Source organism: Pseudomonas sp. GM17, from assembly GCF_000282175.2.
Lineage (GTDB): Bacteria > Pseudomonadota > Gammaproteobacteria > Pseudomonadales > Pseudomonadaceae > Aquipseudomonas > Aquipseudomonas chlororaphis.
This window is the reverse complement of record NZ_CP124732.1, coordinates 4,478,479-4,500,628: the sequence shown is the minus strand read 5'-3', so window position 1 is coordinate 4,500,628 and position 22,150 is coordinate 4,478,479. Positions and strand designations below refer to the sequence as shown.

26 protein-coding genes and 1 tRNA gene are annotated in these 22,150 nt (G+C 58.9%); 20 read left to right on the top strand and 7 right to left on the bottom strand.

Translation table 11 applies throughout. From position 1 onward, the window contains the following. Window positions 1–114 precede the first annotated feature (114 nt). Window positions 115–309: a carbon storage regulator CsrA gene (csrA, locus tag PMI20_RS20115; RefSeq protein WP_007920550.1), complete on the bottom strand. Its 195-nt coding sequence runs from the start codon at window positions 307–309 to the stop codon at window positions 115–117. 270 nt (window positions 310–579) lie between these two features. On the opposite strand from csrA, the gene PMI20_RS20110 reads away from it, so the two are divergent. After that, window positions 580–936, top strand: coding sequence for an SPOR domain-containing protein (locus PMI20_RS20110; RefSeq protein WP_037033551.1), 357 nt, complete (start codon window positions 580–582; stop codon window positions 934–936). 102 nt (window positions 937–1,038) lie between these two features. Here PMI20_RS20110 and PMI20_RS20105 read toward each other — a convergent pair whose 3' ends face one another. The 3 genes from PMI20_RS20105 to PMI20_RS20095 form a co-directional block, all read right to left on the bottom strand. Next, window positions 1,039–1,728 (bottom strand): endonuclease, encoded by a 690-nt coding sequence (locus tag PMI20_RS20105; RefSeq protein ID WP_007920548.1) that lies wholly within the window; start codon window positions 1,726–1,728, stop codon window positions 1,039–1,041. A 4-nt stretch (window positions 1,729–1,732) separates the two neighbouring features. Beyond that, on the bottom strand, window positions 1,733–1,969 hold the full coding sequence (locus PMI20_RS20100; protein WP_007920547.1) for a DUF1654 domain-containing protein: 237 nt from the start codon (window positions 1,967–1,969) through the stop codon (window positions 1,733–1,735). Between the two features lie 234 nt (window positions 1,970–2,203). Next, window positions 2,204–3,292 (bottom strand): asparaginase, encoded by a 1,089-nt coding sequence (locus PMI20_RS20095; protein ID WP_007920539.1) that lies wholly within the window; start codon window positions 3,290–3,292, stop codon window positions 2,204–2,206. A gap of 323 nt (window positions 3,293–3,615) precedes the next feature. On the opposite strand from PMI20_RS20095, the gene PMI20_RS20090 reads away from it, so the two are divergent. The 8 genes from PMI20_RS20090 to PMI20_RS20055 all read left to right on the top strand — a co-directional run bounded on the left by PMI20_RS20090 (window position 3,616) and on the right by PMI20_RS20055 (window position 11,286). Further along, window positions 3,616–4,065 (top strand): hypothetical protein, encoded by a 450-nt coding sequence (locus PMI20_RS20090; protein ID WP_007920537.1) that lies wholly within the window; start codon window positions 3,616–3,618, stop codon window positions 4,063–4,065. A gap of 246 nt (window positions 4,066–4,311) precedes the next feature. Beyond that, window positions 4,312–5,268 (top strand): sugar ABC transporter substrate-binding protein, encoded by a 957-nt coding sequence (locus PMI20_RS20085; protein ID WP_007920535.1) that lies wholly within the window; start codon window positions 4,312–4,314, stop codon window positions 5,266–5,268. A 57-nt stretch (window positions 5,269–5,325) separates the two neighbouring features. Then, a complete protein-coding gene (locus PMI20_RS20080) occupies window positions 5,326–6,879 on the top strand; it encodes a sugar ABC transporter ATP-binding protein (protein WP_007920533.1) in 1,554 nt (517 codons plus the stop codon). Beyond that, on the top strand, window positions 6,876–7,853 hold the full coding sequence (locus PMI20_RS20075; protein ID WP_007920531.1) for an ABC transporter permease: 978 nt from the start codon (window positions 6,876–6,878) through the stop codon (window positions 7,851–7,853). Before PMI20_RS20080 ends, PMI20_RS20075 begins: the two co-directional genes overlap by 4 nt. Window positions 7,854–7,856: 3 nt before the next feature. Continuing rightward, window positions 7,857–8,876: a LacI family DNA-binding transcriptional regulator gene (locus PMI20_RS20070; RefSeq protein WP_007920529.1), complete on the top strand. Its 1,020-nt coding sequence runs from the start codon at window positions 7,857–7,859 to the stop codon at window positions 8,874–8,876. 22 nt (window positions 8,877–8,898) lie between these two features. Then, complete coding sequence (gene rbsK, locus PMI20_RS20065) at window positions 8,899–9,816, top strand: ribokinase (RefSeq protein WP_037033547.1); 918 nt, start codon at window positions 8,899–8,901, stop codon at window positions 9,814–9,816. Then, window positions 9,813–10,217: a D-ribose pyranase gene (gene rbsD / locus PMI20_RS20060; protein WP_007920525.1), complete on the top strand. Its 405-nt coding sequence runs from the start codon at window positions 9,813–9,815 to the stop codon at window positions 10,215–10,217. Before rbsK ends, rbsD begins: the two co-directional genes overlap by 4 nt. Window positions 10,218–10,257: 40 nt before the next feature. After that, entirely contained in the window at window positions 10,258–11,286 is a 1,029-nt protein-coding gene (locus PMI20_RS20055; protein WP_007920524.1) for a nucleoside hydrolase, read from the top strand. Window positions 11,287–11,320: 34 nt separating this feature from the next. Here the strand turns inward: PMI20_RS20055 and PMI20_RS20050 are convergent, their stop codons facing one another. Continuing rightward, window positions 11,321–11,533, bottom strand: coding sequence for a hypothetical protein (locus PMI20_RS20050; RefSeq protein WP_007920523.1), 213 nt, complete (start codon window positions 11,531–11,533; stop codon window positions 11,321–11,323). 163 nt (window positions 11,534–11,696) lie between these two features. Between PMI20_RS20050 and PMI20_RS20045 the strand changes: the two genes are divergently transcribed. Continuing rightward, complete coding sequence (locus PMI20_RS20045) at window positions 11,697–12,002, top strand: hypothetical protein (protein WP_007920522.1); 306 nt, start codon at window positions 11,697–11,699, stop codon at window positions 12,000–12,002. Window positions 12,003–12,163: 161 nt separating this feature from the next. Then, window positions 12,164–12,475 carry an I78 family peptidase inhibitor gene (locus tag PMI20_RS20040; protein WP_007920521.1) on the top strand — a complete coding sequence of 104 codons (312 nt, stop codon included), beginning with the start codon at window positions 12,164–12,166 and terminating at the stop codon, window positions 12,473–12,475. A 73-nt stretch (window positions 12,476–12,548) separates the two neighbouring features. On the opposite strand, the gene PMI20_RS20035 is transcribed toward PMI20_RS20040, so the two are convergent. Both PMI20_RS20035 and PMI20_RS20030 read right to left on the bottom strand, forming a co-directional pair. After that, the gene (locus tag PMI20_RS20035; protein ID WP_003179963.1) at window positions 12,549–12,761 is read right to left on the bottom strand and encodes a cold-shock protein; all 213 of its coding nucleotides are present in this window, start codon (window positions 12,759–12,761) and stop codon (window positions 12,549–12,551) included. A gap of 292 nt (window positions 12,762–13,053) precedes the next feature. Next, window positions 13,054–13,353: a hypothetical protein gene (locus PMI20_RS20030; protein WP_007920518.1), complete on the bottom strand. Its 300-nt coding sequence runs from the start codon at window positions 13,351–13,353 to the stop codon at window positions 13,054–13,056. Window positions 13,354–13,738: 385 nt separating this feature from the next. Here PMI20_RS20030 and thrS point away from each other — a divergent pair, with 385 nt between their 5' ends. The 9 genes from thrS to PMI20_RS19985 all read left to right on the top strand — a co-directional run bounded on the left by thrS (window position 13,739) and on the right by PMI20_RS19985 (window position 21,206). Beyond that, the gene (thrS, locus tag PMI20_RS20025; RefSeq protein ID WP_007920516.1) at window positions 13,739–15,661 is read left to right on the top strand and encodes a threonine--tRNA ligase; all 1,923 of its coding nucleotides are present in this window, start codon (window positions 13,739–13,741) and stop codon (window positions 15,659–15,661) included. Further along, complete coding sequence (gene infC / locus PMI20_RS20020; RefSeq protein ID WP_169914426.1) at window positions 15,661–16,212, top strand: translation initiation factor IF-3; 552 nt, start codon at window positions 15,661–15,663, stop codon at window positions 16,210–16,212. Before thrS ends, infC begins: the two co-directional genes overlap by 1 nt. A gap of 60 nt (window positions 16,213–16,272) precedes the next feature. Beyond that, a complete protein-coding gene (gene rpmI, locus PMI20_RS20015) occupies window positions 16,273–16,467 on the top strand; it encodes a 50S ribosomal protein L35 (protein ID WP_002553160.1) in 195 nt (64 codons plus the stop codon). Between the two features lie 30 nt (window positions 16,468–16,497). After that, window positions 16,498–16,854, top strand: coding sequence for a 50S ribosomal protein L20 (gene rplT / locus PMI20_RS20010; protein WP_007905879.1), 357 nt, complete (start codon window positions 16,498–16,500; stop codon window positions 16,852–16,854). 109 nt (window positions 16,855–16,963) lie between these two features. Beyond that, a complete protein-coding gene (gene pheS / locus PMI20_RS20005) occupies window positions 16,964–17,980 on the top strand; it encodes a phenylalanine--tRNA ligase subunit alpha (RefSeq protein WP_007920512.1) in 1,017 nt (338 codons plus the stop codon). 36 nt (window positions 17,981–18,016) lie between these two features. Continuing rightward, a complete protein-coding gene (pheT, locus tag PMI20_RS20000; protein WP_007920510.1) occupies window positions 18,017–20,395 on the top strand; it encodes a phenylalanine--tRNA ligase subunit beta in 2,379 nt (792 codons plus the stop codon). Window positions 20,396–20,398: 3 nt separating this feature from the next. Further along, entirely contained in the window at window positions 20,399–20,701 is a 303-nt protein-coding gene (ihfA, locus tag PMI20_RS19995) for an integration host factor subunit alpha (RefSeq protein ID WP_002553164.1), read from the top strand. Beyond that, window positions 20,682–21,038, top strand: a complete 357-nt coding sequence (locus tag PMI20_RS19990; protein WP_007920509.1) for a MerR family transcriptional regulator — start codon at window positions 20,682–20,684, stop codon at window positions 21,036–21,038. Before ihfA ends, PMI20_RS19990 begins: the two co-directional genes overlap by 20 nt. A gap of 91 nt (window positions 21,039–21,129) precedes the next feature. After that, window positions 21,130–21,206 (top strand) — tRNA-Pro (locus tag PMI20_RS19985). Window positions 21,207–22,150: the final 944 nt, after the last annotated feature.

Genomic DNA, 22,150 nt, shown 5'->3' with positions numbered 1-22,150 from the left:
GGCCTGAACTGCGCCGCTGCCATATGAAGAGGGGGAGGATGCTGCGGGGAATCAATCAACGATGACGCTGCGCCAGCCATTGTGATGAGACAAAGGGCTGGCCGCTCATGGCGCTCAAGGTGTTTCGCGTTTGTCCGGGGCGGTGAGGCCGGCTTGGATCCGTTGGTAGATTTCTTCGCGATGGACTGCGACGTCTTTCGGGGCATTGATGCCGATCCGGACTTGCTGGCCGCTAACGCCCAGAATGGTGATCGTGATGTCGTCACCGATATTTATGCTTTCACCGACCTTGCGGGTGAGTATCAGCATGATCTTCTCCTTGATTGCTTAGTAGTAGGGCACCTGATTCAGACAGTGCAGATGTCGGTAGTAGTGCGTATAGATTACTGCGAAGTACCACTGTGTGGGTGCCTCTTTCTGACGCGCAGACGCTGTATTAATTCCCGAGGTGCAACTATACAGAGGCGATAAATATCATTCTCCTTGTTTTGCGCTGATTTTGTGGCGTTTGTGCAGGGGATTGGGGTGCTAAAATCGCCGCCTCAGACTTTCAAGGGGTAGGTTGTGCGCACAGTAGCGATGATGACGGCGGTCCTGGCATTGGCGGGATGCGGTGAAGGCAAGCATGCCGAGGTGGACAAGAAGGTGGCGCCGGTTGTCCAGGCACAGCCGCCGCAGACCGCCACGACGCCGCAATGGGATGTACTGGTCGCCGGCACCCTGCCTCAGGCGACGAGCGATCTGGCCGGCTGGCTGATCGAACACGGGATCATTTCCTATGTCGTCGTCGAAGATGGCAAGGATCGGGTGCTGATCGGCCCGTTCGATTCCCAGGCCGAAGCCGAAGCCAAGAAAGCCGAGCTGGTCGAGAAGCTGACCAAGGCCAAGAAGCGCAATATCGAGCCGCAGGTAATCGAGCACCGCGTCGCGCAATAAGCCGTTCTTTTGGGTGCCGGGTCAAGGCCAGTCTTGCCGGCGCTCAATCATCCTTGAGGGGCTGTCCATGCCCCGGACGTTTATCGGCAACCCGGACGGATATCAGCCGCAGGCCTTCAGGTTGACCGGGCCGACGAACTCGTTGCCACGCCCCATCACACAAGCCACGCTCTGATTGCGCTGGCGCTCCCAGGGTTGTACCGGATAGGTTTTGTTCCAGGCTTCGTACAACTGACGATCCTGTTTCGACAGGCGCAGGTTGTACTGCTTGCTCATATAGAAGTAGGTCCGGGCGATCATGCCGCGAATGGATGGGCGCGGCATGACCTTCTTGGCCTTGAAGTCGACCTGAGTCAGACATGAACCGTACTGGCCGGACCGCGCCGGCAGCCAGCCGAAGCTGAAGTTGTTACGGTCGCCATTGACCTCGCCGATGCTCGGCACCAGGTTGTGCAGGTCGGCTTCGGCGCGTTGATAAATCGGGTCGTGGCGCGTGCAGTTCTTGCGCCCGCCTTGCTGCCAGCATTGACGCTGATGGCCGATCTGCCAGGCGGGAACGATGTGCTCCCATTCGATGCGCGCGGCGCGATTGGCGTTCTTGCGGGGGACATAGCCGCAGGCGGCGAGGTTGACCCGATTGCCGCTGTACTTGCAGCCACAGTAGAACTCGGTGGATTGCGGGGCGTACAGCTTCCAGGCGATTTTCTTCGCTTCGTTGAAGGTGCGGGGCGCATCGGCGTGGGCATTCAGGGCAACGCAAAACAGCAGCACAGCAAAACAGCGGGCAATCATCGACTCAGTCTTCCTTCGGCACAACCCAGAAAATCTGCACACCGCCGTCATCGCGATAGGCGAGGGTGACGTTGTCGTTTTCGGCGATTTCTTCGAGCAGGCGCTCCCACTCGTCGACCGCTTCGTCGGGCTGACGGAAGATCAGGGCGGCCTTGGCTTTTTGTGCGTTGGGCGAGTTGATGATTTTCTGAACGCGCAAACCGAGGCGTTCATAAGAGCTTGGTGGTGCTGCGGCGGGCACGGAACATTCCTTATTAAGCTGTATGCGCGTACAGTATTTTACTGTAGGAAATTTCGCAACCGCTTAAAATTCAAGAGGTTCTTCTGACAGCGATATCCGCGGATTGCTGCAAAACGATTGAGTTTTTATCTGCGGGATAAAGAAGAGGGCAGGCCAACCGGGGCGGAGCACTCGCCCAGGGCGGGCGAGTGCGGGGTAGAGCGGTGCCCGACCAGAACAGGTCGGGCGGGCCAATCAGTATTCCCAGAACATCCGCTGCAGTTCCTTGCTGTCCTGGGTCTTGGTCAGAGCGACCATGGCCAGGATGCGGGCTTTCTGCGGGTTCAGGTCGTTGGCCACGACCCAGTCGTATTTGTCGTCAGGCTGTTCCGCGTTGCGCAGTACGAAGCCGCCGGCATTGACGTGGGACGAACGAATGATCTGTACGCCATTCTTGCGCAGCTCCTGCAGGGCCGGCACTACGCGGGAAGACACCGAGCCATTGCCGGTACCGGCGTGGATGATGGCTTTGGCGCCGGACTGGGCCAGGGCTTTGTAGGCGGTGTCGCTGACGTTGCCATAGCCATAGGCGATTTCGACGTCAGGCAGGCTCTTGATGGTCTTGATGTCGAATTCCGAATCCAGGGTGTGACGCTTGGCCGGCAGGCGGAACCAGTAGGATTTGCCTTCCACCACCATGCCCAGCGGGCCCCATGGGCTCTTGAAGGCTTCGGTCTTGATATTGATCATTTTGCTGACGTCGCGACCCGACTGGATCTCGTCGTTCATGGTGACCAGCACGCCCTTGCCATGGGCTTCCTTACTGCCGGCGACGGCGACGGCGTTGTACAGGTTGAGCATGCCGTCGGCGGACATGGCGGTGCCCGGACGCATGGATCCGACCACTACGATGGGCTTGTCGGTCTTTTCCACCAGGTTCAGGAAGTACGCGGTTTCTTCCAGGGTGTCGGTGCCGTGGGTGATGACGATGCCGTCGACGTCCTTGCTGTCGGCCAGTTCGGCGACGCGACGGCCCAGTTGCAGCAGGTTTTCGTTGGTGATGCTTTCAGAGGCGATCTGCATGACCTGTTCGCCGCGCACATTGGCGACCTGGCTCAGCTCGGGGATCCCGGCGATCAACTGCTCGATGCCGACTTTGGCGGCCTGGTAGGTGGCGCTGTTGGCGGCACTGGCGCCAGCGCCGGCAATGGTGCCGCCGGTAGCGAGCACGACCACGTTGGCCAGCTTCTGTTTGGTTTCGACTTCCTTGGCCTGCAATGCAGTCGGAAGGAGCAAGAGGAGGGCCAAAGCGCCCGGAACAAGGGTGTTGAAAGCAGATTTCATTATTTTCTCTCTAGTAGTGAGACGGTGCTGGTGCAGGTTCATCTAGATACACCCGAGACAGATCTGAATGCCGCGGGCGAAAGGGAACAGCAGGATCTGTACCAGCCGGACTGTGGTCGAAAAACTCTTTTAACTTAATGATTTATATCAACTTATTTTTAGTTATCGGATTCGATGGCCGTTTCGTTGTCCGGTTTTCCGAATGCTCGGAAGATTTGCGTTCGGTTGTCCGACAGTTCTGGTTGGCATGAGGAAAATGCTGAATTAAAGAGATGGTCCTTGCAGCCGATGCCCTCCAAGGATCGTTTCTTTATGGAGCTCACATGTCTATTTCTGTCGGTTTTCCCGCTGCCGGGGCCATCACCATCAACGGTAAATCACCGGCCACTATCGAGGCTCTGAGCCAGGGCGCCGCCGATAGCGCTGCGCAAGCCCTGGGGGTCGATGAAGAGGGCAAGCTGCGAGTGGCATCCGCTTCCGAGGCCGAGAAGGCAGAGGCCCAAGGCTCTGAAGGGGACAATCAAAGCCTGGTGGTGAAAATGCTGCTCAAGCGCATGAAAGAACTGCAGGCCCAATTGCAGGAGCAACAGCAGCAGTTGGCCGCTGCCCAGGCGGCGAGTTATCCGACCCCTGAAGCCAAGGCGACCGTGGTGATGGCGATTCAAGGCCAGATCGTCGATACCAACGGCGCGCTGCAGGAAGTGGCGGGGAAGCTGGTCAAGGAACTGAGTAAGGACGCTTCGTCAGGCACACTGGTCAGTACCACCGCATGATTGTGTGATGTCGTACGGGGCGTCTGTCCTGGCGTTCCGGGCGGCTCATGGGCTTGGCTTCCCCGTTGACAAATAGCGGCAGGGTTCGCATAGTTCGTTTTACGCAAACGTTTGCGCAGGCCCTGGGCGATAAAAGTCATACACCTCTCAGGTTCGCTTCAAGCCGCGTTAATCGGGGTCTGAAGGTTGTCGAGCGTACTCCGGCGCAAGCGTTGCTCACAATAATCATAAGATCGGAGTGAATCCATGAAGCTGCCATTCGCTGGACGTCTTCTCGCTGTCGCTGTTCTGGCTGCCGCATCCGCTACGCTTCCCCTCTCTTCGGCATTCGCCGAGGCCCCGGAAAAACCCAAGGTCGCCCTGGTCATGAAATCCCTGGCCAACGAATTTTTTCTCACCATGGAAGACGGCGCCAAGGCTTATCAAAAAGACCATGCCGCCGATTTCGACCTGGTTTCCAACGGCATCAAGGATGAAACCGACACCGCCAACCAGATCCGTATCGTCGAGCAGATGATCGTTTCCAAGGTCAACGCGCTGGTGATCGCCCCGGCGGACTCCAAGGCCATGGTGCCGGTGATCAAGAAGGCGGTGGACGCCGGTATCACCGTGATCAACATCGACAACCAGCTGGATCCGGCCGTACTCAAAAGCAAAAACATCAGCGTGCCTTTTGTCGGCCCCGACAACCGCAAGGGCGCGCGCCTGGTGGGCGAGTACCTGGCCAAGGACCTGAAGGCCGGGGACGAAGTCGGCATCATCGAAGGCGTGTCGACCACCACCAACGCCCAGCAGCGCACCGCAGGCTTCAAGGATGCGATGGCGGCCGCGCAGATCAAGGTGGTCTCGCTGCAATCCGGCGACTGGGAAATCGATGCCGGCAACCGCGTCGCCGCCGCCATGCTCAGCGAATACCCGAACCTCAAGGCGCTGCTGGCCGGCAACGACAGCATGGCCGTCGGTGCCGTCTCGGCGGTGCGCGCGGCGGGCAAGGCCGGCAAGGTCAAGGTGGTCGGCTACGACAACATCAATGCCATCAAACCGATGCTCAAGGACGGTCGCGTGCTGGCGACCGCCGATCAGTTCGCCGCCAAGCAGGCGGTCTTCGGTATCGAGACGGCGCTGAAGATCCTCAAGGGCGAGAAGGTGGACGGTGGCGCCAATGGCGTGATCGAAACTCCGGTTGAGCTGGTCACCCAGTAATCTTTCTGGCGGCGCAACGGCGCCCGCCTGAACAGGCGGGCGCATGGAGAGTTTCTTATGTCAGTTTCCGCTGTGAACGCTGTCCTTTCGGTCAGCGGTATCGGCAAGACCTATGCGCAACCGGTATTGACTGGCATCGACCTGACGCTGATGCGTGGGGAAGTGCTGGCGCTGACCGGGGAAAACGGCGCGGGCAAAAGCACCCTGTCGAAAATCATTGGTGGCCTGGTGACCCCGACCACCGGCGAGATGCGCTTCAACGGCCAGGCTTACCGTCCTGGCAGTCGCACCCAGGCCGAAGAGCTGGGCATCCGCATGGTCATGCAGGAACTCAACCTGTTGCCGACGCTATCGGTGGCCGAGAATCTGTTCCTCGATAACCTGCCCAGCCTCGGCGGCTGGATCAGTCGCAAACAGTTGCGCAAGGCGGCGATCGAAGCCATGGCCCAGGTCGGCCTGGAGGCGATCGACCCCGATACCCTGGTCGGCGAACTGGGGATTGGCCACCAGCAGATGGTGGAGATCGCGCGCAACCTGATCGGCGACTGCCATGTGCTGATCCTCGACGAGCCGACTGCGATGCTCACGGCTCGCGAAGTCGAGTTGCTCTTCGAACAGATCACTCGTCTACAGGCCCGTGGCGTGGCCATCATCTATATCTCCCATCGCCTGGAAGAGCTGGCCCGGGTCGCGCAGCGCATTGCGGTGCTGCGCGATGGTTGCCTGGTCTGTGTCGAGCCGATGGCCAATTACAACAGCGAGCAACTGGTCAACCTGATGGTAGGGCGCGAGCTGGGCGAACACATCGATCTCGGCCCGCGCAAGATTGGCGCGCCGGCCCTGACGGTCAGCGGCCTGAGTCGTTCCGACAAGGTTCTGGACGTGTCTTTCGAGGTGCGCAGCGGCGAGATATTCGGTATTTCCGGGTTGATCGGGGCAGGGCGCACCGAACTGTTGCGACTGATCTTCGGCGCCGACAAGGCTGACAGCGGCACGGTGGCCCTGGGTTCTCCCGCGCAGGTGGCAAATATCCGTTCGCCGGTCGACGCGGTGGCCCACGGCATTGCCCTGATCACTGAGGACCGCAAGGGCGAAGGCCTGCTGCTGACGCAGTCCATCAGCGCCAATATCGCCCTGGGCAACATGCCGGAAATCTCCAGTGGCGGCCTGGTCAATGGTCGTGACGAATCGGCGCTGGCGCAGCGGCAGATTGATGCCATGCGCATTCGCAGTTCGGGGCCGGCGCAATTGGTGTCCGAGCTGTCTGGAGGCAATCAGCAGAAGGTGGTCATCGGCCGCTGGCTGGAGCGCGATTGCGCGGTGCTGCTGTTCGACGAGCCGACCCGGGGCATCGATGTCGGCGCCAAGTTCGATATCTATGGCCTGCTTGGCGAACTGACCCGCCAGGGCAAGGCGCTGGTGGTGGTCTCCAGCGACCTGCGGGAGCTGATGTTGATCTGCGATCGCATTGGCGTGCTGTCCGCCGGGCGCCTGATCGATACCTTCGAGCGCGACAGCTGGACCCAGGATGAACTGCTTGCCGCCGCTTTCGCCGGCTATCAAAAACGTGATGCGTTGCTCAACGAAGCGGCGCCTAGGGACCTCCCATGAAAACTGCATCTTCGGCCGGCAAACGTGGCGGCAACTATTACGGCCTCGGCACCTACCTGGGGCTGGCCGGTGCCTTGCTGGCAATGATTGCGCTGTTCTCGACACTGAGCAGCCACTTTCTTTCCTATGACACCTTCAGCACCCTGGCCAACCAGATCCCGGACCTGATGGTGCTGGCGGTGGGCATGACCTTTGTCCTGATCATCGGCGGCATCGATTTGTCCGTCGGCTCGGTGCTGGCCCTGGCGGCCTCCACCGTCAGCGTGGCGATTCTCGGCTGGGGCTGGAGTGTCATCCCGGCGGCATTGCTGGGCATGGGCTGCGCGGCATTGGCCGGGACCATCACCGGTTCGATCACTGTCGCCTGGCGTATTCCTTCGTTCATCGTCTCCCTTGGTGTGCTGGAAATGGCCCGCGGCGTGGCTTACCAGATGACCGGTTCGCGCACCGCCTATATCGGCGATGCCTTCGCCTGGTTGTCGAATCCGATCGCCTTCGGTATCTCGCCATCGTTCATCATTGCCTTGCTGATCATCTTCATCGCCCAGGCGGTGCTGACGCGCACGGTGTTCGGCCGTTACCTGATTGGCATCGGCACCAACGAGGAAGCGGTACGTCTGGCAGGCATCAACCCCAAACCCTACAAGATCCTGGTGTTCAGCCTGATGGGGCTGCTGGCGGGCATCGCCGCACTGTTCCAGATTTCCCGCCTGGAGGCCGCGGACCCGAATGCCGGTTCCGGCCTGGAGCTGCAAGTGATCGCGGCCGTGGTGATCGGCGGCACCAGCCTGATGGGCGGACGCGGGTCGGTGATCAGCACCTTTTTCGGGGTATTGATTATCTCGGTGCTGGCCGCGGGGCTGGCGCAGATCGGCGCGACCGAGCCGACCAAACGCATCATCACCGGCGCGGTCATCGTGATTGCGGTGGTACTGGATACTTATCGCAGCCAGCGCGCAAGCCGGCGGAGCTGAGTCATGGCAACGATCAAAGATGTGGCGGCGCTCGCAGGGATTTCCTACACCACGGTTTCCCATGTGCTGAACAAGACGCGTCCGGTCAGCGAGGAAGTGCGGATCAAGGTCGAGGCGGCGATCCAGCAGCTCGACTACGTGCCCAGCGCCGTGGCGCGCTCGCTGAAGGCCAAGACCACGGCGACCATCGGCCTGTTGGTGCCCAACAGCCTCAACCCGTATTTCGCCGAGCTGGCCCGAGGGATCGAGGATTATTGCGAGCGCAACGGCTACTGCGTGATTCTCTGCAACTCCGACGACGACCCGGAAAAACAGCGCAGCTACCTGCGGGTGCTGCTGGAAAAACGTATCGACGGCCTGATCGTGACCTCGGCCGGTGGTGACGGCGGGCTGGCCAAGGGCCTGGCCGCCGTGCGCACGCCGATGGTGATCGTCGACCGCGGGCTGGAAGGGGTGGATGCGGACCTGGTGCGGATCGATCACGAATACGGCGCGTACCTGGCGACCCGTCATCTGCTCGAGTTGGGCCATCGCGATATCGCCTGCATCGGCGGCCCGGACTACACCAGCGTGGCGCAGCTACGTCTGGCGGGGTTCCAGCGGGCGTTGCGCGAAGCCGGCGTGGAGGTGCCTGCGCAGCGCATCCTGCAGAGCGACTTCACCAGTACCGGCGGTTATCACGCGGCGGCCCAGCTGTTGGAGCGCAACCGGCCCAGCGCGATCTTCGCCGGCAACGACATGATGGGCATCGGTGTGCTGCGCGCGGCGGCGGAGCGCAATATCCGGGTGCCGAGCGAACTGTCGGTGATCGGCTTCGACGATATCCAGATGAGTCGTTATGTGTATCCGGCGCTGACTACAGTTGGCCAGTCAATCCTGCAACTGGGCGAGCAGGCGGCGGAGCTGTTGCTGCGCCGCATTGCCACCCCTGGATTGCCGACCGACCAGCGTATCGTCACCCCAAGCATTGTCCTGCGCGAGTCGACGGCGCCCGTGGCCGGCGCATTCGCCGAGTACCGTTGAATCGAATTGTGAGTATCGATGTATGCCAGCAAAAGTAGTGGTAGTAGGCAGTCTCAATATGGACCTGGTCACTCGGGCCGAGCGGTTGCCGCGTGCCGGTGAAACCCTGATCGGCCAGTCGTTCGCCACGGTTTCCGGTGGCAAGGGGGCGAACCAGGCGGTGGCGGCGGCCCGCCTGGGTGCCCAGGTGTCGATGATCGGCTGCGTCGGTGATGATGCCTACGGCGAGCAATTGCGCTCGGCGTTGCTCGCCGAGCGGATCGATTGCCAGGCCGTCACCGTTGTCTCGGGCTCCAGTGGGGTGGCCTTGATCGTGGTGGACGACAGCAGTCAGAACGCGATCGTGATCGTGGCCGGTGGCAATGGTCGGCTCACGCCAGAAGTGGTCAGCGGCTTCGACAAGGTGCTGCAGGCGGCCGATGTAATCATCTGCCAGCTCGAAGTGCCGCTGCCCACTGTGGGGCATAGCCTCAAGCGCGGCCGTGAACTGGGCAAGACAGTGATCCTCAACCCTGCACCGGCCAGTGGCCCGTTGCCGGCGGACTGGTACGCGTCCATCGACTATCTGATTCCCAACGAAAGCGAGGCCGCGGCCCTCAGCGGCTTGCCGGTGGATTCCCTGGCGAGCGCCGAAGCCGCGGCCGCCCGCTTGATCGCCGCCGGGGCCGGCAAGGTCATCATCACGCTCGGCGCCCAAGGCTCGCTGTTCGCCAATGGCACGAGCTTCGAGCATTTCCCGGCGCCCAAGGTCAAGGCGGTCGATACCACGGCTGCCGGCGATACCTTTGTCGGTGGTTTTGCCGCCGCGCTGGCCGCCGGCAAGAGCGAGGCCGAGGCGATTCGTTTCGGTCAGGTCGCGGCAGCGCTGTCGGTGACCCGCCCAGGTGCGCAACCTTCCATTCCCACGTTGTCCGACGTACAGGCGTTCTCTCCCGCATGAAAAAAACACCCTTGCTCAATGTCGCCCTGTCGCGACTGATTGCCTCCCTGGGGCACGGCGATATCGTGGTTATCGGCGATGCCGGCCTGCCTGTACCGCCGGGCGTCGAATTGATCGACCTGGCCTTGACCCAGGGTATTCCGGATTTCCTCAGCACCTTGCAGGTGGTGCTTTGCGAGATGCAAGTGGAAGGCCATGTGCTGGCGCAGGAGATCCTGGATCGACAATCCCCGACCCTGCAAGCGCTCGAGGCGTTGAGTGCCGAGGGGGCGCTGGGCGCGCGCAAGCTGTTGAGCCACGGTGAGTTCAAGGTGCTCAGCCGCCAGGCGCGGGCAATCGTTCGCACCGGGGAGTGTCAGCCTTATTGCAACATCGCTTTGATTGCCGGGGTGACGTTCTGAGCGTTGCCCCTCTCTGTTCAACCACGCAAAGGAGTGCGCCATGCACCGCTATGCTCAGCTACTGAAGCACCTGATCCGGAGTGTTCTGCTCGTGTCCCTGTTCACTGCTACCAGCGCCCATGCGGCAGAAAAAATCGATCTGATCATCGATACCGATCCGGGTGCCGATGATGTGGTTGCGTTGCTGTTCGCCCTGGCGTCGCCGGAAGAACTGCAGATCCGCGCGCTGACCACGGTGGCCGGCAACGTGCGCCTGGACAAGACCTCGCGTAATGCGCGCCTGGCCCGTGAGTGGGCGGGGCGCGAAGAGGTGCCGGTGTACGCCGGCGCGCCTAAGCCGCTGCTGCGCACGCCGATCTATGCCGAGAATATTCACGGCAAGGAAGGCATTTCCGGGGTCACGGTGCATGAGCCGAAAAAGGGCCTGGCCGAGGGCAGTGCGATCAATTATCTGATCGACACCCTGCGCGCCGCCAAGCCCCACAGCATCACCATCGCCATGCTGGGGCCGCAGACCAACCTGGCGCTGGCGCTGATCCAGGCACCGGATATCACTCAAGGCATCAAGGAAGTGGTGGTCATGGGCGGGGCGCATTTCAACGGCGGCAATATCACCCCGGTGGCGGAGTTCAATCTGTTCGCCGACCCGCAGGCCGCCGAGGTGGTGCTCAAGAGCGGCGTGAAGCTGACTTACCTGCCGCTGGACGTTACCCACAAGGTGCTGACCAGCGACGCGCGCCTGCAGAAAATTGCGGCCTTGAACAACAATGCCAGCAAGGTGGTGGGCGATATCCTCAACGAATACGTCAAGGGTGACATGGAGCACTACGGCATCCCGGGTGGCCCGGTGCATGACGCGACCGTCGTTGCCTACCTGCTCAAGCCCGAGCTGTTCAGCGGGCGCCAGGCCAACATGGTGATCGACAGCCGTGAAGGGCCGACCTTCGGCCAGACCATCGTCGATTGGTACGACGGCCTGAAGCAGGAGAAGAACGTGTTCTGGGTGGAGAATGGCGATGCCCAGGGCTTCTTCGATCTGCTGACCGAGCGCCTGGCTCGCCTGAAATAAGTGATATTCCCGGCAGGTGCCAGCCTGCCGGGCGTTACGCCTTCTCTGTATCCGGCGTGCCCGAGTGCTCGCCGGGATACTTCTCGAATATCTGCTCGATGAATGTCTGGGCCGCTTCGGTGCCCAGCTCCCTGATCAGTAAGTCGATGCCGATGATCGCCAGCTCTTCGGGGCTGCCGGGGCTGTAGGAGCAGTGGCCTTCGGGCCATTTGGCTTTGATGTCGGCGTCGATCGTCACGGTGGCCATGGAAGTCTCGCGAGCTCGGAAAGGATAGGGCCGGACAGGCGCTTGTCGAGGGCTTCCGGTTTTGTAGAGTTAAACACCTTGGCGGGCTTTTCGCACTCCGACTTAGGCATGAGGGGAGGGCTGTGCGACACTTGGTCATTGTCTGTTTTCAAAGGGTGCCAGTGTGCAGATCGATTTGAACAACCCTGATGCCTTGACCTTCGAGGCGGTGCGCCAGTTGCTGGCGTCGGCCAGTGACGATGTGCATACCCAGCTGCGAGTGACCAAGGCGGGCATTGCCTATATCTCGTCGGGCGTGGTCGGTGGCGCGGACATCGACGGCCTGCTGTTCAGGCTGGAGACCTGGGCCGCCGGTTCTGGTTATGTCGGGCGGGTAGCGGCCAGCGATGAGGTCTGGGTGACGCAGATTTTTAACGCGTTGAAACAGAACTGGCCGAAGCCACCATTCGATTACATCGATATTTACTGAGGCTGTTCATATCCGGTCACGATTGCTGCATGAAAACGTGGCCGTACCTGATGCAGACTTGCCCGCTGCCTGGCCAAGAGGCCATTGGCCAGTCCGTTTGTGAAACCAATAGTCAGAGCGGTTGTCGCACTATCTCTGCTTATTTTTGAAAAGGAGGCTTCATGCCTTGGAAGCTCGCGTCATTCGGTACCTTGTTGGCTGCAGTCGTTTTGACGGGGTGCAGCACTTCTTCGCCGGATAAGGATCCGGTAGCGACCGAGAGCGGCCATAGCCGCTGTGAGGCTAAGGCGGCCGAATTCGCCATCGGCAAAAAAGCTTCGCCTGAGCTGCTGGAACAGGCGCGTACTCGCGCAGGTGCGCAGAACGCCCGTATTCTCAAGCCGAACGACATGATCACCCTGGAATACCGTTCCGATCGGCTGAACCTAAACACCGATACTAATCTGGTGGTCACCCGGGTCAACTGCGGCTGATCGCGTCAGCGCTTTTGCACCTTGCATAAAAAACCCCGTCACATGGACGGGGTTTTTTTAGCTCGCTGAGAAATTACTCAGGACGAACTTGTGCAGCTTGCATACCCTTTTGGCCTTTCTCAGCCACGAAGGAAACGGTCTGGCCTTCTTTCAGGCTTTTGAAACCGTCGCTTTCAATAGCTTTGAAGTGTACGAACAGGTCGTCACCGCCACCTTGAGGAGTGATGAAGCCGAAGCCTTTTTCATCGTTGAACCATTTTACGGTGCCGGTTTGGCGATTAGACATGGTGTATCTCCAAGAAACATATATTTTCAGTAGTACTGTGCTGCTCAGGCCAACTGGGCACACCGGGCTATCATAGTCGAAATGTTCGACTTGGGAGCCCCCCGGACGTGCCGATTCCCAGGTGGTTGAGTCCGTTTTGTTGCTCCGATCGGCTGAAGGCCCGGTTTAAGGGGCTTTCACCGAAAATATTCGGTGATAAAAAAAGCCGTAAAAGCTGCGTAAATTGTGAAAAAAGGCCGGTTTTCAGATCGCATCGAGCCTGAAGCAGGACCGTCTCTCGCGCATTAAAGACTTATTTCACCACCCGGCAAGCGGCAATAGCGTCCAGGGCCTTGGCTCTCAGCGCCGGATCCGGTTGAGTCTGCTTGCTCATGAGTTGTTTGATTTCGTCTGTAGTGAATTTCTCATTGAGCTTGTCCGCACCACAGGCGCAGTGCTTTTCCGCACTTTTCACATCAACGCTCTGGCTGGCGGCAGCCGTGCAATCCTTCATGTATTCGGCACGTACCCCGGCTGGCCAGGCGGCCTGCGCGCTCAGTGGCAGCAGCAGGGCGAAAGGGGCGGCAAGGGCGAATAGTTGGGTGAGGCGCATGAGTCGAGCTCTCCTGGGATTGGTACAAGAATGGCGATTCTCGGTGTATTTGAGGCCTTGCGTACACACCAAGTTCACTTTCTCGAAAGAAAGCGCGGATACGCTGGTCCCGGTGGGAAGTACGGCGCGATGACCGTTCATCTGTGCTAGCATGCCCGGCTTGGGTGTTTTCAGGCTCTGGGCGAGTTTCAATCCCACCGCGGTCTATGCCTCTATTTTTTCTGATTTGAACTCCAGTCACTCTGGTTCGTTTTACCGGTTGGCCGCAAGGCTCCTGCCACTGTGAGGCAGGCGTTCGTCACGAACGGCCTGGATCGAACCGCGTACTGGCTCATCCCAACCCACGTGACCTTTGGTAGGGGTCACCACTAGGAGAGGAGGCGCCATGCCCACTATTACTCTTCCCGACGGCAGTCAACGTTCATTCGATCATCCGGTTTCCGTAGCCGAGGTCGCCGCATCCATTGGTGCAGGTCTGGCCAAGGCCACCTTGGCCGGCAAGGTCAATGGCAAACTGGTCGACGCCTGCGATCTGATCGACAGCGACGCGACCCTGCAAATCATCACGCCAAAGGATGAAGAGGGGCTGGAGATCATTCGCCACTCTTGCGCTCACCTGGTTGGCCACGCGGTCAAACAGCTGTATCCGACAGCGAAGATGGTTATCGGTCCGGTGATTGATGAAGGCTTCTATTACGATATCGCCTACGAGCGTCCTTTCACCCCGGACGACCTGGCGGCCATCGAGCAGCGCATGCAGCAGCTGATCGAGAAAGATTACGACGTCATCAAGAAGGTCACTCCGCGCGCCGAAGTGATTGAAGTGTTCAAGGCTCGCGGCGAAGACTACAAGCTGCGCCTGGTCGAGGACATGCCGAACGAACAGGCCATGGGCCTGTACTTCCACGAAGAATACGTCGACATGTGCCGTGGTCCGCATGTGCCGAATACTCGTTTCCTCAAGTCCTTCAAACTGACCAAGCTGTCCGGCGCCTACTGGCGCGGCGATGCCAAGAACGAGCAACTGCAGCGCGTCTATGGCACTGCCTGGGCGGACAAGAAGCAACTGGCGGCGTACATCCAGCGTATCGAAGAAGCCGAGAAGCGCGACCATCGCAAGATCGGTAAGCGTTTGGGTCTGTTCCATACCCAGGAAGAAGCGCCGGGCATGGTGTTCTGGCATCCGAACGGCTGGACCCTGTACCAAGTGCTCGAGCAGTACATGCGCAAGGTGCAGCGCGACAATGGCTACCTGGAGATCAAGACTCCGCAGGTGGTCGATCGCAGCCTGTGGGAGAAATCCGGGCACTGGGCCAACTACGCCGAAAACATGTTCACCACCGAGTCGGAAAGCCGCGACTATGCCATCAAGCCGATGAACTGCCCGTGCCACGTGCAGGTATTCAATCAGGGCCTGAAGAGCTACCGCGAGCTGCCGATGCGTCTGGCCGAGTTCGGTGCCTGCCACCGTAACGAGCCGTCCGGTGCATTGCACGGCATCATGCGTGTGCGTGCCTTCACCCAGGACGATGCGCATATCTTCTGCACCGAAGAACAGATGCAGGCTGAATCCGCTGCGTTCATCAAGCTGACCATGGATGTCTATGCCGACTTCGGCTTCAAGGACATCGAAATGAAGCTTTCCACCCGCCCTGAAAAGCGTGTGGGTTCCGACGAGCTGTGGGATCGCGCTGAAAATGCCTTGGCTGCCGCGCTTGATAGCGCCGGGCTGCCGTATGACCTGCAACCGGGCGAAGGGGCGTTCTACGGTCCGAAAATCGAGTTCTCGCTGAAAGACTGCCTGGGTCGTGTCTGGCAGTGTGGTACCTTGCAGCTCGATTTCAACCTGCCGATCCGTCTGGGTGCCGAATACGTTTCCGAAGATAACAGCCGTAAACATCCGGTGATGTTGCACCGGGCGATCCTCGGTTCTTTCGAGCGTTTCGTCGGGATTCTGATCGAACATTACGAAGGGGCATTCCCTGCGTGGCTGGCTCCGACCCAGGCCGTAGTGATGAATATCACTGATAAACAGGCAGATTTTGCCCTCGAAGTGGAAAAAACCCTCAACCAAAGCGGATTTCGTGCCAAGTCTGACTTGAGAAATGAAAAGATCGGCTTTAAAATCCGCGAGCATACTTTGCTCAAGGTTCCCTATCTCTTGGTTATTGGAGATCGGGAAGTCGAGACGCAGACTGTCGCTGTGCGTACCCGTGAAGGTGCTGACCTGGGCTCGATGCCCGTCGCCCAATTCTCGGAGTTCCTTGCACAAGCGGTTTCCCGGCGTGGTCGCCCAGATTCGGAGTAATTATTATTAAGCGTGAAATGAGACAAGATAAACGAGCTGCACCGAAAGCCCCGATCAACGAGAATATCTCGGCACGCGAGGTTCGGTTAATTGGCGCTGACGGCGAGCAGATTGGCATCGTCTCGATTGATGAAGCGCTTCGTATTGCTGAAGAAGCCAAGCTTGATCTGGTGGAAATCTCCGCCGACGCAGTCCCACCGGTTTGCCGTGTGATGGACTACGGCAAGTCGATCTTCGAGAAGAAGAAGCAGATTGCCGCGGCGAAGAAGAACCAGAAGCAGATTCAGGTAAAAGAAATCAAGTTTCGTCCAGGGACGGAGGAAGGGGATTACCAGGTAAAACTGCGCAACCTGGTACGTTTCCTGAGTGACGGGGACAGGGCCAAGGTATCCTTGCGATTCCGCGGCCGTGAGATGGCCCACCAGGAGCTGGGGATGGAACTCCTCAAGCGGGTTGAAGCTGACCTGCAAGAGTACGGTTCGGTCGAACAGCATCCTAAGATGGAAGGACGCCAGCTGATCATGGTCATCGCCCCGAAAAAGAAGAAGTAATCAACAGGGCACGGCAGGCCTTCTGATTATGTTTATCAACTGAATGCGGAGTATCCGAACATGCCAAAGATGAAAACCAAAAGTGGTGCTGCTAAGCGGTTTCTGAAAACTGCTAACGGTATCAAGCACAAGCACGCTTTCAAGAGCCACATCCTGACCAAAATGTCGACCAAGCGTAAGCGTCAACTGCGCGGTAGCAGCTTGCTGCATCCGTCTGACGTGGCAAAAGTCGAGCGCATGCTGCGCCTTCGTTAATTTTTGGATCAAGAATAGAGGAAGTAACTCATGGCTCGTGTAAAGCGTGGCGTCATTGCCCGTAAACGTCACAAAAAAATTCTGAAACTTGCTAAAGGCTACTACGGCGCGCGCTCCCGCGTATTCCGTGTCGCCAAGCAAGCGGTAATCAAGGCAGGCCAATACGCCTACCGCGACCGTCGTCAGAAAAAACGTCAGTTCCGCGCTCTGTGGATCGCTCGTATCAACGCTGGTGCTCGTATCAACGGTCTGTCCTACAGCCGTTTCATCGCCGGCCTGAAAAAAGCGTCCATCGAGATCGACCGTAAGGTTCTGGCTGATCTGGCAGTGAACGAAAAAGCGGCGTTTGCTGCGATTGTCGAGAAAGCTAAAGCCACTCTGGCTTAAGTACCCCCGACAGTCACCCGGGCTCACCTCTGTGGGCTCAGGTGTTAAACGTCATAAATAGGGGAAGAGCCTACAAGCTCTTCCCCTATTTTGTATCTGGAGTCTGTACATGGAAAACCTGGATGCGCTGGTCTCTCAAGCACTAGAGGCTGTGCAAAGCGCTGAAGATATCAATGCCCTGGAGCAAATCCGGGTTCAGTACCTTGGCAAGAAGGGTGAATTGACTCAGGTGATGAAGACCCTGGGGAATTTGCCGGCAGAGGAGCGCCCGCAGGTCGGCGCCCTGATCAACGTTGCCAAGGAGCGTGTTACAGAGGCTCTCAATACGCGTAAGGCTTTGTTTGAAGAAGCCGAGCTGGCTGCCAAACTGTCCGCTGAGTCCATCGATGTGACCCTGCCTGGCCGTGGCCAGGTCTCCGGCGGTCTGCATCCTGTGACCCGGACTCTGGAACGTATTGAACAGTTCTTCACCCATATCGGCTACGGCATCGCCGAAGGCCCTGAGGTCGAAGACGACTATCACAACTTCGAGGCGCTCAACATCCCAGGCCACCACCCGGCCCGTTCGATGCATGACACCTTCTATTTCAATGCGAACATGCTGTTGCGCACCCATACCTCTCCGGTACAGGTCCGCACCATGGAATCGCAGCAGCCGCCTATCCGCATCGTCTGCCCAGGCCGTGTGTACCGTAGCGACTCCGATATCACCCACTCGCCGATGTTCCATCAGGTCGAAGGCCTGCTGATCGATCGCGACATCAATTTCGCCGACCTCAAAGGGACCATCGAAGAGTTCCTGCGGGTGTTCTTCGAAAAAGAACTGGCAGTGCGTTTCCGTCCTTCGTACTTCCCGTTCACCGAGCCGTCCGCCGAAGTCGACATGGAATGTGTGATGTGCAGCGGTAAGGGCTGCCGTGTCTGCAAGCAGACCGGTTGGCTGGAAGTCATGGGCTGCGGCATGGTTCACCCGAATGTGCTGCGCATGTCCGGGATCGATCCGGAAGAGTTCCAGGGCTTTGCCTTCGGCATGGGCGCCGAGCGTCTGGCCATGCTGCGTTACGGCGTGAATGACTTGCGCCTGTTCTTCGACAACGACTTGCGGTTCCTCGCGCAATTTCGCTAGGTCGCACGCCCGTAACGAATCTTTCAGGAGAGCAGGATGAAATTCAGTGAACAATGGCTGCGTGGCTGGGTAAGCCCGCAGGTAAGTCGCGACGAGCTGGTTGCTCGTCTGTCGATGGCCGGTCTTGAGGTCGATAGCGTAACGCCGGCCGCCGGTGTTTTCAGTGGCGTGGTGGTGGGCGAGGTGCTGAGCACCGAGCAACACCCTGATGCCGACAAACTACGTGTTTGCCAGGTCAGCAACGGTGCGGAAACCTTCCAGGTCGTGTGCGGTGCACCAAACGTGCGTCCGGGCCTGAAGATCCCTTTCGCCATGATCGGCGCTGAGCTGCCTGGTGACTTCAAGATCAAGAAGGCCAAGCTGCGTGGCGTCGAGTCGAACGGCATGCTGTGCTCCCAGGCAGAACTGCAGGTGGGAGAGGGCAATGACGGTCTGATGGAGCTACCGGTGGATGCGCCGGTAGGCAAGGATTTCCGTGAGTACCTGGAGCTGGACGACGCCAGCATCGAGGTCGACCTGACCCCGAATCGTGGTGATTGCCTGTCGCTGGCGGGGCTCGCCCGTGAAGTCGGCGCGCTCTACGCAGCGCCTGTCGCCCGTCCGGTGGTGCTATCTGTGGCACCTGCGCACGACGAAGTGCGTCCGGTTGAAGTACTGGCACCCGCAGCGTGCCCGCGTTATCTGGGCCGGGTTATCCGTAATGTTGATCTGTCCAAGCCGACCCCACTGTGGATGGTCGAGCGTCTGCGTCGCGCTGATGTACGCAGCATCGATGCGGCTGTAGACATCACCAACTACGTGATGCTGGAGCTGGGGCAACCGCTGCATGCTTTCGACCTCGCCGAAATCAACGGTGGCATCCGTGTGCGGATGGCCGAAGAGGGCGAGAAGCTGGTCTTGCTCGACGGCCAGGAAGTGGCCCTGCGCAGCGATACCCTGGTTATCGCCGACCATACCCGTGCCCTGGCGATTGCCGGTGTCATGGGCGGCGAGCACAGCGGCGTAACGGCAACTACCCGCGACGTTTTCCTGGAAAGTGCCTTCTTCGACCAGATCGCTGTCGCTGGTAAAGCCCGTTCCTATGGCCTGCACACCGACGCCTCGCATCGCTACGAGCGTGGTGTGGACTGGCAATTGGCCCGTGAAGCCATGGAGCGCGCCACCGGCTTGCTGCTGGAGATTACTGGTGGCGAAGCTGGCCCGATCATTGAAACCGTCAGCGAGCAGCACCTGCCTTCGATCGCTCCGGTCACTCTGCGTGCCGAGCGCATCACCCAGATGCTGGGCATGGAAATCGAAGCGGCAGAAGTCGAGCGTCTGCTCGGTGCTCTGGGTCTGAAGATTTCCGCCGATGGAGCAGGGCAGTGGCGCGTTGAGGTGCCAAGTCATCGCTTCGACATCAGCCTGGAAGTCGATCTGATCGAAGAGCTGGCTCGCCTGTACGGCTACAACCGCCTACCGGTTCGCTACCCTCAGGCACGTCTGGCTCCACAAGCCAAGGCCGAAGCTCGTAGCGATCTGCCAGAGCTGCGTCGTTTACTGGTGGCCCGCGGTTATCAGGAAGCCATTACTTACAGCTTCATCGATCCGAAACAGTTCGAGTTGTTTAATCCGGGAGTCGAGCCGCTGTTGCTGGCCAACCCGATTTCCAACGACATGGCTGCCATGCGTTCCTCGCTGTGGCCGGGGCTGGTCAAGGCGCTTCAGCACAACCTGAACCGCCAGCAGGACCGTGTCCGTCTGTTTGAGAGCGGTCTGCGTTTCGTCGGTCAACTGGAAGGCTTGAAGCAAGAGCCGATGCTGGCCGGTGTGGTATGCGGTACCCGTCTGCCGGAAGGCTGGGCACAAGGCCGCGATGTTGTGGACTTCTTCGACGTCAAGGCTGATGTGGAAGCGGTGCTGGGTTTTGCCGGTGCACTCGATGCGTTCACTTTCGCGCCTGGCAAGCACCCTGCGTTGCACCCGGGTCAAACCGCGCGCATCGAGCGTGAAGGTCGTCTGGTTGGTTATATTGGCGCTATCCACCCTGAATTGTCGAAAACCCTCGGTCTTGACCGTCCGGTCTTCGTTTTCGAGCTGGTTCTGGCCGAAGTAGCCTCGGGAAAAATGCCTGAATTCCGTGAGTTGTCGCGCTTTCCTGAAGTGCGTCGTGACTTGGCCTTGCTGGCTGATCGCGATGTCGCTGCCAGTGCGGTACTGGATGTAATCCGTGAGAATGCAGGCGAATGGCTGACAGACCTCAGGTTGTTTGACGTGTACCAGGGTAAAGGCATTGATCCTCATAGAAAAAGCCTTGCAGTTGGCTTGACCTGGCAGCATCCATCGCGCACTCTTAATGACGATGAGGTGAACTCCACGACGCAAAATATCCTCACCTCGCTCGAACAAAGGTTGAACGCCACGTTAAGGAAGTGACGTATGGGGGCTCTGACGAAAGCTGAAATGGCCGAACGTCTCTACGAAGAGCTGGGCCTGAATAAACGTGAGGCCAAGGAATTGGTCGAGCTGTTTTTTGAGGAAATCAGGCACGCTCTCGAAGATAACGAACAGGTCAAACTGTCCGGTTTCGGTAACTTCGATCTTCGGGATAAACGCCAGCGACCTGGCCGCAACCCGAAGACGGGTGAAGAAATCCCGATCACGGCACGCCGTGTGGTCACCTTTCGTCCAGGGCAGAAGTTGAAGGCCCGAGTTGAGGCTTATGCTGGAACCAAGTCATAACGACGAGCTCCCGGTCATTCCGGGCAAGCGCTACTTCACCATCGGTGAAGTCAGCGAGCTCTGTGCGGTCAAGCCGCATGTGCTGCGTTATTGGGAGCAGGAGTTTCCTCAACTCAACCCCGTCAAGCGCCGCGGAAATCGCCGGTATTATCAGCGCCAGGATGTGCTGATGATCCGGCAGATCCGCGCGTTGCTGTATGATCAGGGATTCACCATCGGTGGAGCACGCCTGCGCCTTTCCGGTGATGAAGCCAAAGACGACACCACCCAGTACAAGCAATTGATCCGTCAGATGATCTCCGAACTGGAGGACGTTCTGGTAGTACTCAAGAAATGATTTTCAGCCTTTAAAATACTTCCATATTTCAAAAGCTTGCGATATATTCTTGAACGCTTCGTTAAGAAGCAAACCCAGTAACACGCCTAGTCGGGGCGTAGCGCAGTCCGGTAGCGCACTAGCATGGGGTGCTAGGGGTCGAGTGTTCGAATCACTCCGTCCCGACCATATAATTCAATGACTGAGCCCAATCTTCACAGGTTGGGCTTTTTCATGCGCATGACTTTTACGTTATTTCTCGGCTTTTCAGGCCGGCCTCCTTTTTAAGAACGCTGGCGCCTAGTTGCGCTTCTGTTCTTGTGGTTCGGGAGCTGCCTACAGCTGTAGCCCTTCTCCGAGGGCTCGCGCAGGAGTGAAGATCCTCTCTCTTCAGGCCTTTGCTCTGCAATCCTCACATTCTTCCTGGCTGTGGTGTGCATTCGCTGAATCATGACCTGATTCTCTTTCTCATCCTTCCGCCAGGGCGGGAATACAGGTTTTCATGAGGTTCGTGGGCTTTGTTGGTCGCCGATTTGGTTTCTGCTGCGTGACGTCAGCAAATCCAGGCGTCATGGCCCCTGCTGCTGGATCTTTTCCTGGGGTACCGCTCTGTGACGCGTCTCTGTGCCTCATCGTTGATTTGTCATTTGGCAGATACCGGTGTCGGTTGTCGCGCCATCGTGCGTCTCCTTTATGGTGTTCGTTGTGGTGGCGACTGTATTTTTCATCAATTGCCTTCGCCTCGACGTAGATCTATGCCTGTCCCCGCAGTCGAATCCTGCGCTGCGCTTGCCAACCGAGCGTTGCGCGTAGGTAGGGCCTTGTGGGGAGTTTAAGAGGGGGAGAGGCTCATGGTCTGATCCCGGGTGGGCGGTGCATCATGTCATGCGCGGCGATGAGACGAGGGGAGGACGCGGATCAGAAGAACCAGAGCAGGATGATCGGCAGGCATTCGCTCGAGCCCCGGTTTTCTCCTTGTCGATAGCAGAGGGGTAGGGTGATCGATGAACCACTTTTGTTGGGGGTAAAAATGGGGTGTTCGGAGGCCCGTCCAGGGAGAGGGTCTTTACCAATGGGGTACTTGGCTTGGGTGGAGAGGGAGCCTGTACGCTTGTAAAGCATGAAGCATGCAT

Coding starts and splice junctions, on each gene's coding strand:
- csrA (WP_007920550.1), bottom strand. CDS start 309: ATGCTGATACTCACCCGCAAGGTCGGTGAAAGCATAAATATCGGTGAC.
- PMI20_RS20110 (WP_037033551.1), top strand. CDS start 580: ATGATGACGGCGGTCCTGGCATTGGCGGGATGCGGTGAAGGCAAGCAT.
- PMI20_RS20105 (WP_007920548.1), bottom strand. CDS start 1,728: ATGATTGCCCGCTGTTTTGCTGTGCTGCTGTTTTGCGTTGCCCTGAAT.
- PMI20_RS20095 (WP_007920539.1), bottom strand. CDS start 3,292: ATGAAATCTGCTTTCAACACCCTTGTTCCGGGCGCTTTGGCCCTCCTC.
- PMI20_RS20090 (WP_007920537.1), top strand. CDS start 3,616: ATGTCTATTTCTGTCGGTTTTCCCGCTGCCGGGGCCATCACCATCAAC.
- PMI20_RS20085 (WP_007920535.1), top strand. CDS start 4,312: ATGAAGCTGCCATTCGCTGGACGTCTTCTCGCTGTCGCTGTTCTGGCT.
- PMI20_RS20080 (WP_007920533.1), top strand. CDS start 5,326: ATGTCAGTTTCCGCTGTGAACGCTGTCCTTTCGGTCAGCGGTATCGGC.
- PMI20_RS20075 (WP_007920531.1), top strand. CDS start 6,876: ATGAAAACTGCATCTTCGGCCGGCAAACGTGGCGGCAACTATTACGGC.
- PMI20_RS20070 (WP_007920529.1), top strand. CDS start 7,857: ATGGCAACGATCAAAGATGTGGCGGCGCTCGCAGGGATTTCCTACACC.
- rbsK (WP_037033547.1), top strand. CDS start 8,899: ATGCCAGCAAAAGTAGTGGTAGTAGGCAGTCTCAATATGGACCTGGTC.
- rbsD (WP_007920525.1), top strand. CDS start 9,813: ATGAAAAAAACACCCTTGCTCAATGTCGCCCTGTCGCGACTGATTGCC.
- PMI20_RS20055 (WP_007920524.1), top strand. CDS start 10,258: ATGCACCGCTATGCTCAGCTACTGAAGCACCTGATCCGGAGTGTTCTG.
- PMI20_RS20050 (WP_007920523.1), bottom strand. CDS start 11,533: ATGGCCACCGTGACGATCGACGCCGACATCAAAGCCAAATGGCCCGAA.
- PMI20_RS20040 (WP_007920521.1), top strand. CDS start 12,164: ATGCCTTGGAAGCTCGCGTCATTCGGTACCTTGTTGGCTGCAGTCGTT.
- PMI20_RS20035 (WP_003179963.1), bottom strand. CDS start 12,761: ATGTCTAATCGCCAAACCGGCACCGTAAAATGGTTCAACGATGAAAAA.
- PMI20_RS20030 (WP_007920518.1), bottom strand. CDS start 13,353: ATGCGCCTCACCCAACTATTCGCCCTTGCCGCCCCTTTCGCCCTGCTG.
- thrS (WP_007920516.1), top strand. CDS start 13,739: ATGCCCACTATTACTCTTCCCGACGGCAGTCAACGTTCATTCGATCAT.
- rpmI (WP_002553160.1), top strand. CDS start 16,273: ATGCCAAAGATGAAAACCAAAAGTGGTGCTGCTAAGCGGTTTCTGAAA.
- rplT (WP_007905879.1), top strand. CDS start 16,498: ATGGCTCGTGTAAAGCGTGGCGTCATTGCCCGTAAACGTCACAAAAAA.
- pheS (WP_007920512.1), top strand. CDS start 16,964: ATGGAAAACCTGGATGCGCTGGTCTCTCAAGCACTAGAGGCTGTGCAA.
- pheT (WP_007920510.1), top strand. CDS start 18,017: ATGAAATTCAGTGAACAATGGCTGCGTGGCTGGGTAAGCCCGCAGGTA.
- ihfA (WP_002553164.1), top strand. CDS start 20,399: ATGGGGGCTCTGACGAAAGCTGAAATGGCCGAACGTCTCTACGAAGAG.
- PMI20_RS19990 (WP_007920509.1), top strand. CDS start 20,682: ATGCTGGAACCAAGTCATAACGACGAGCTCCCGGTCATTCCGGGCAAG.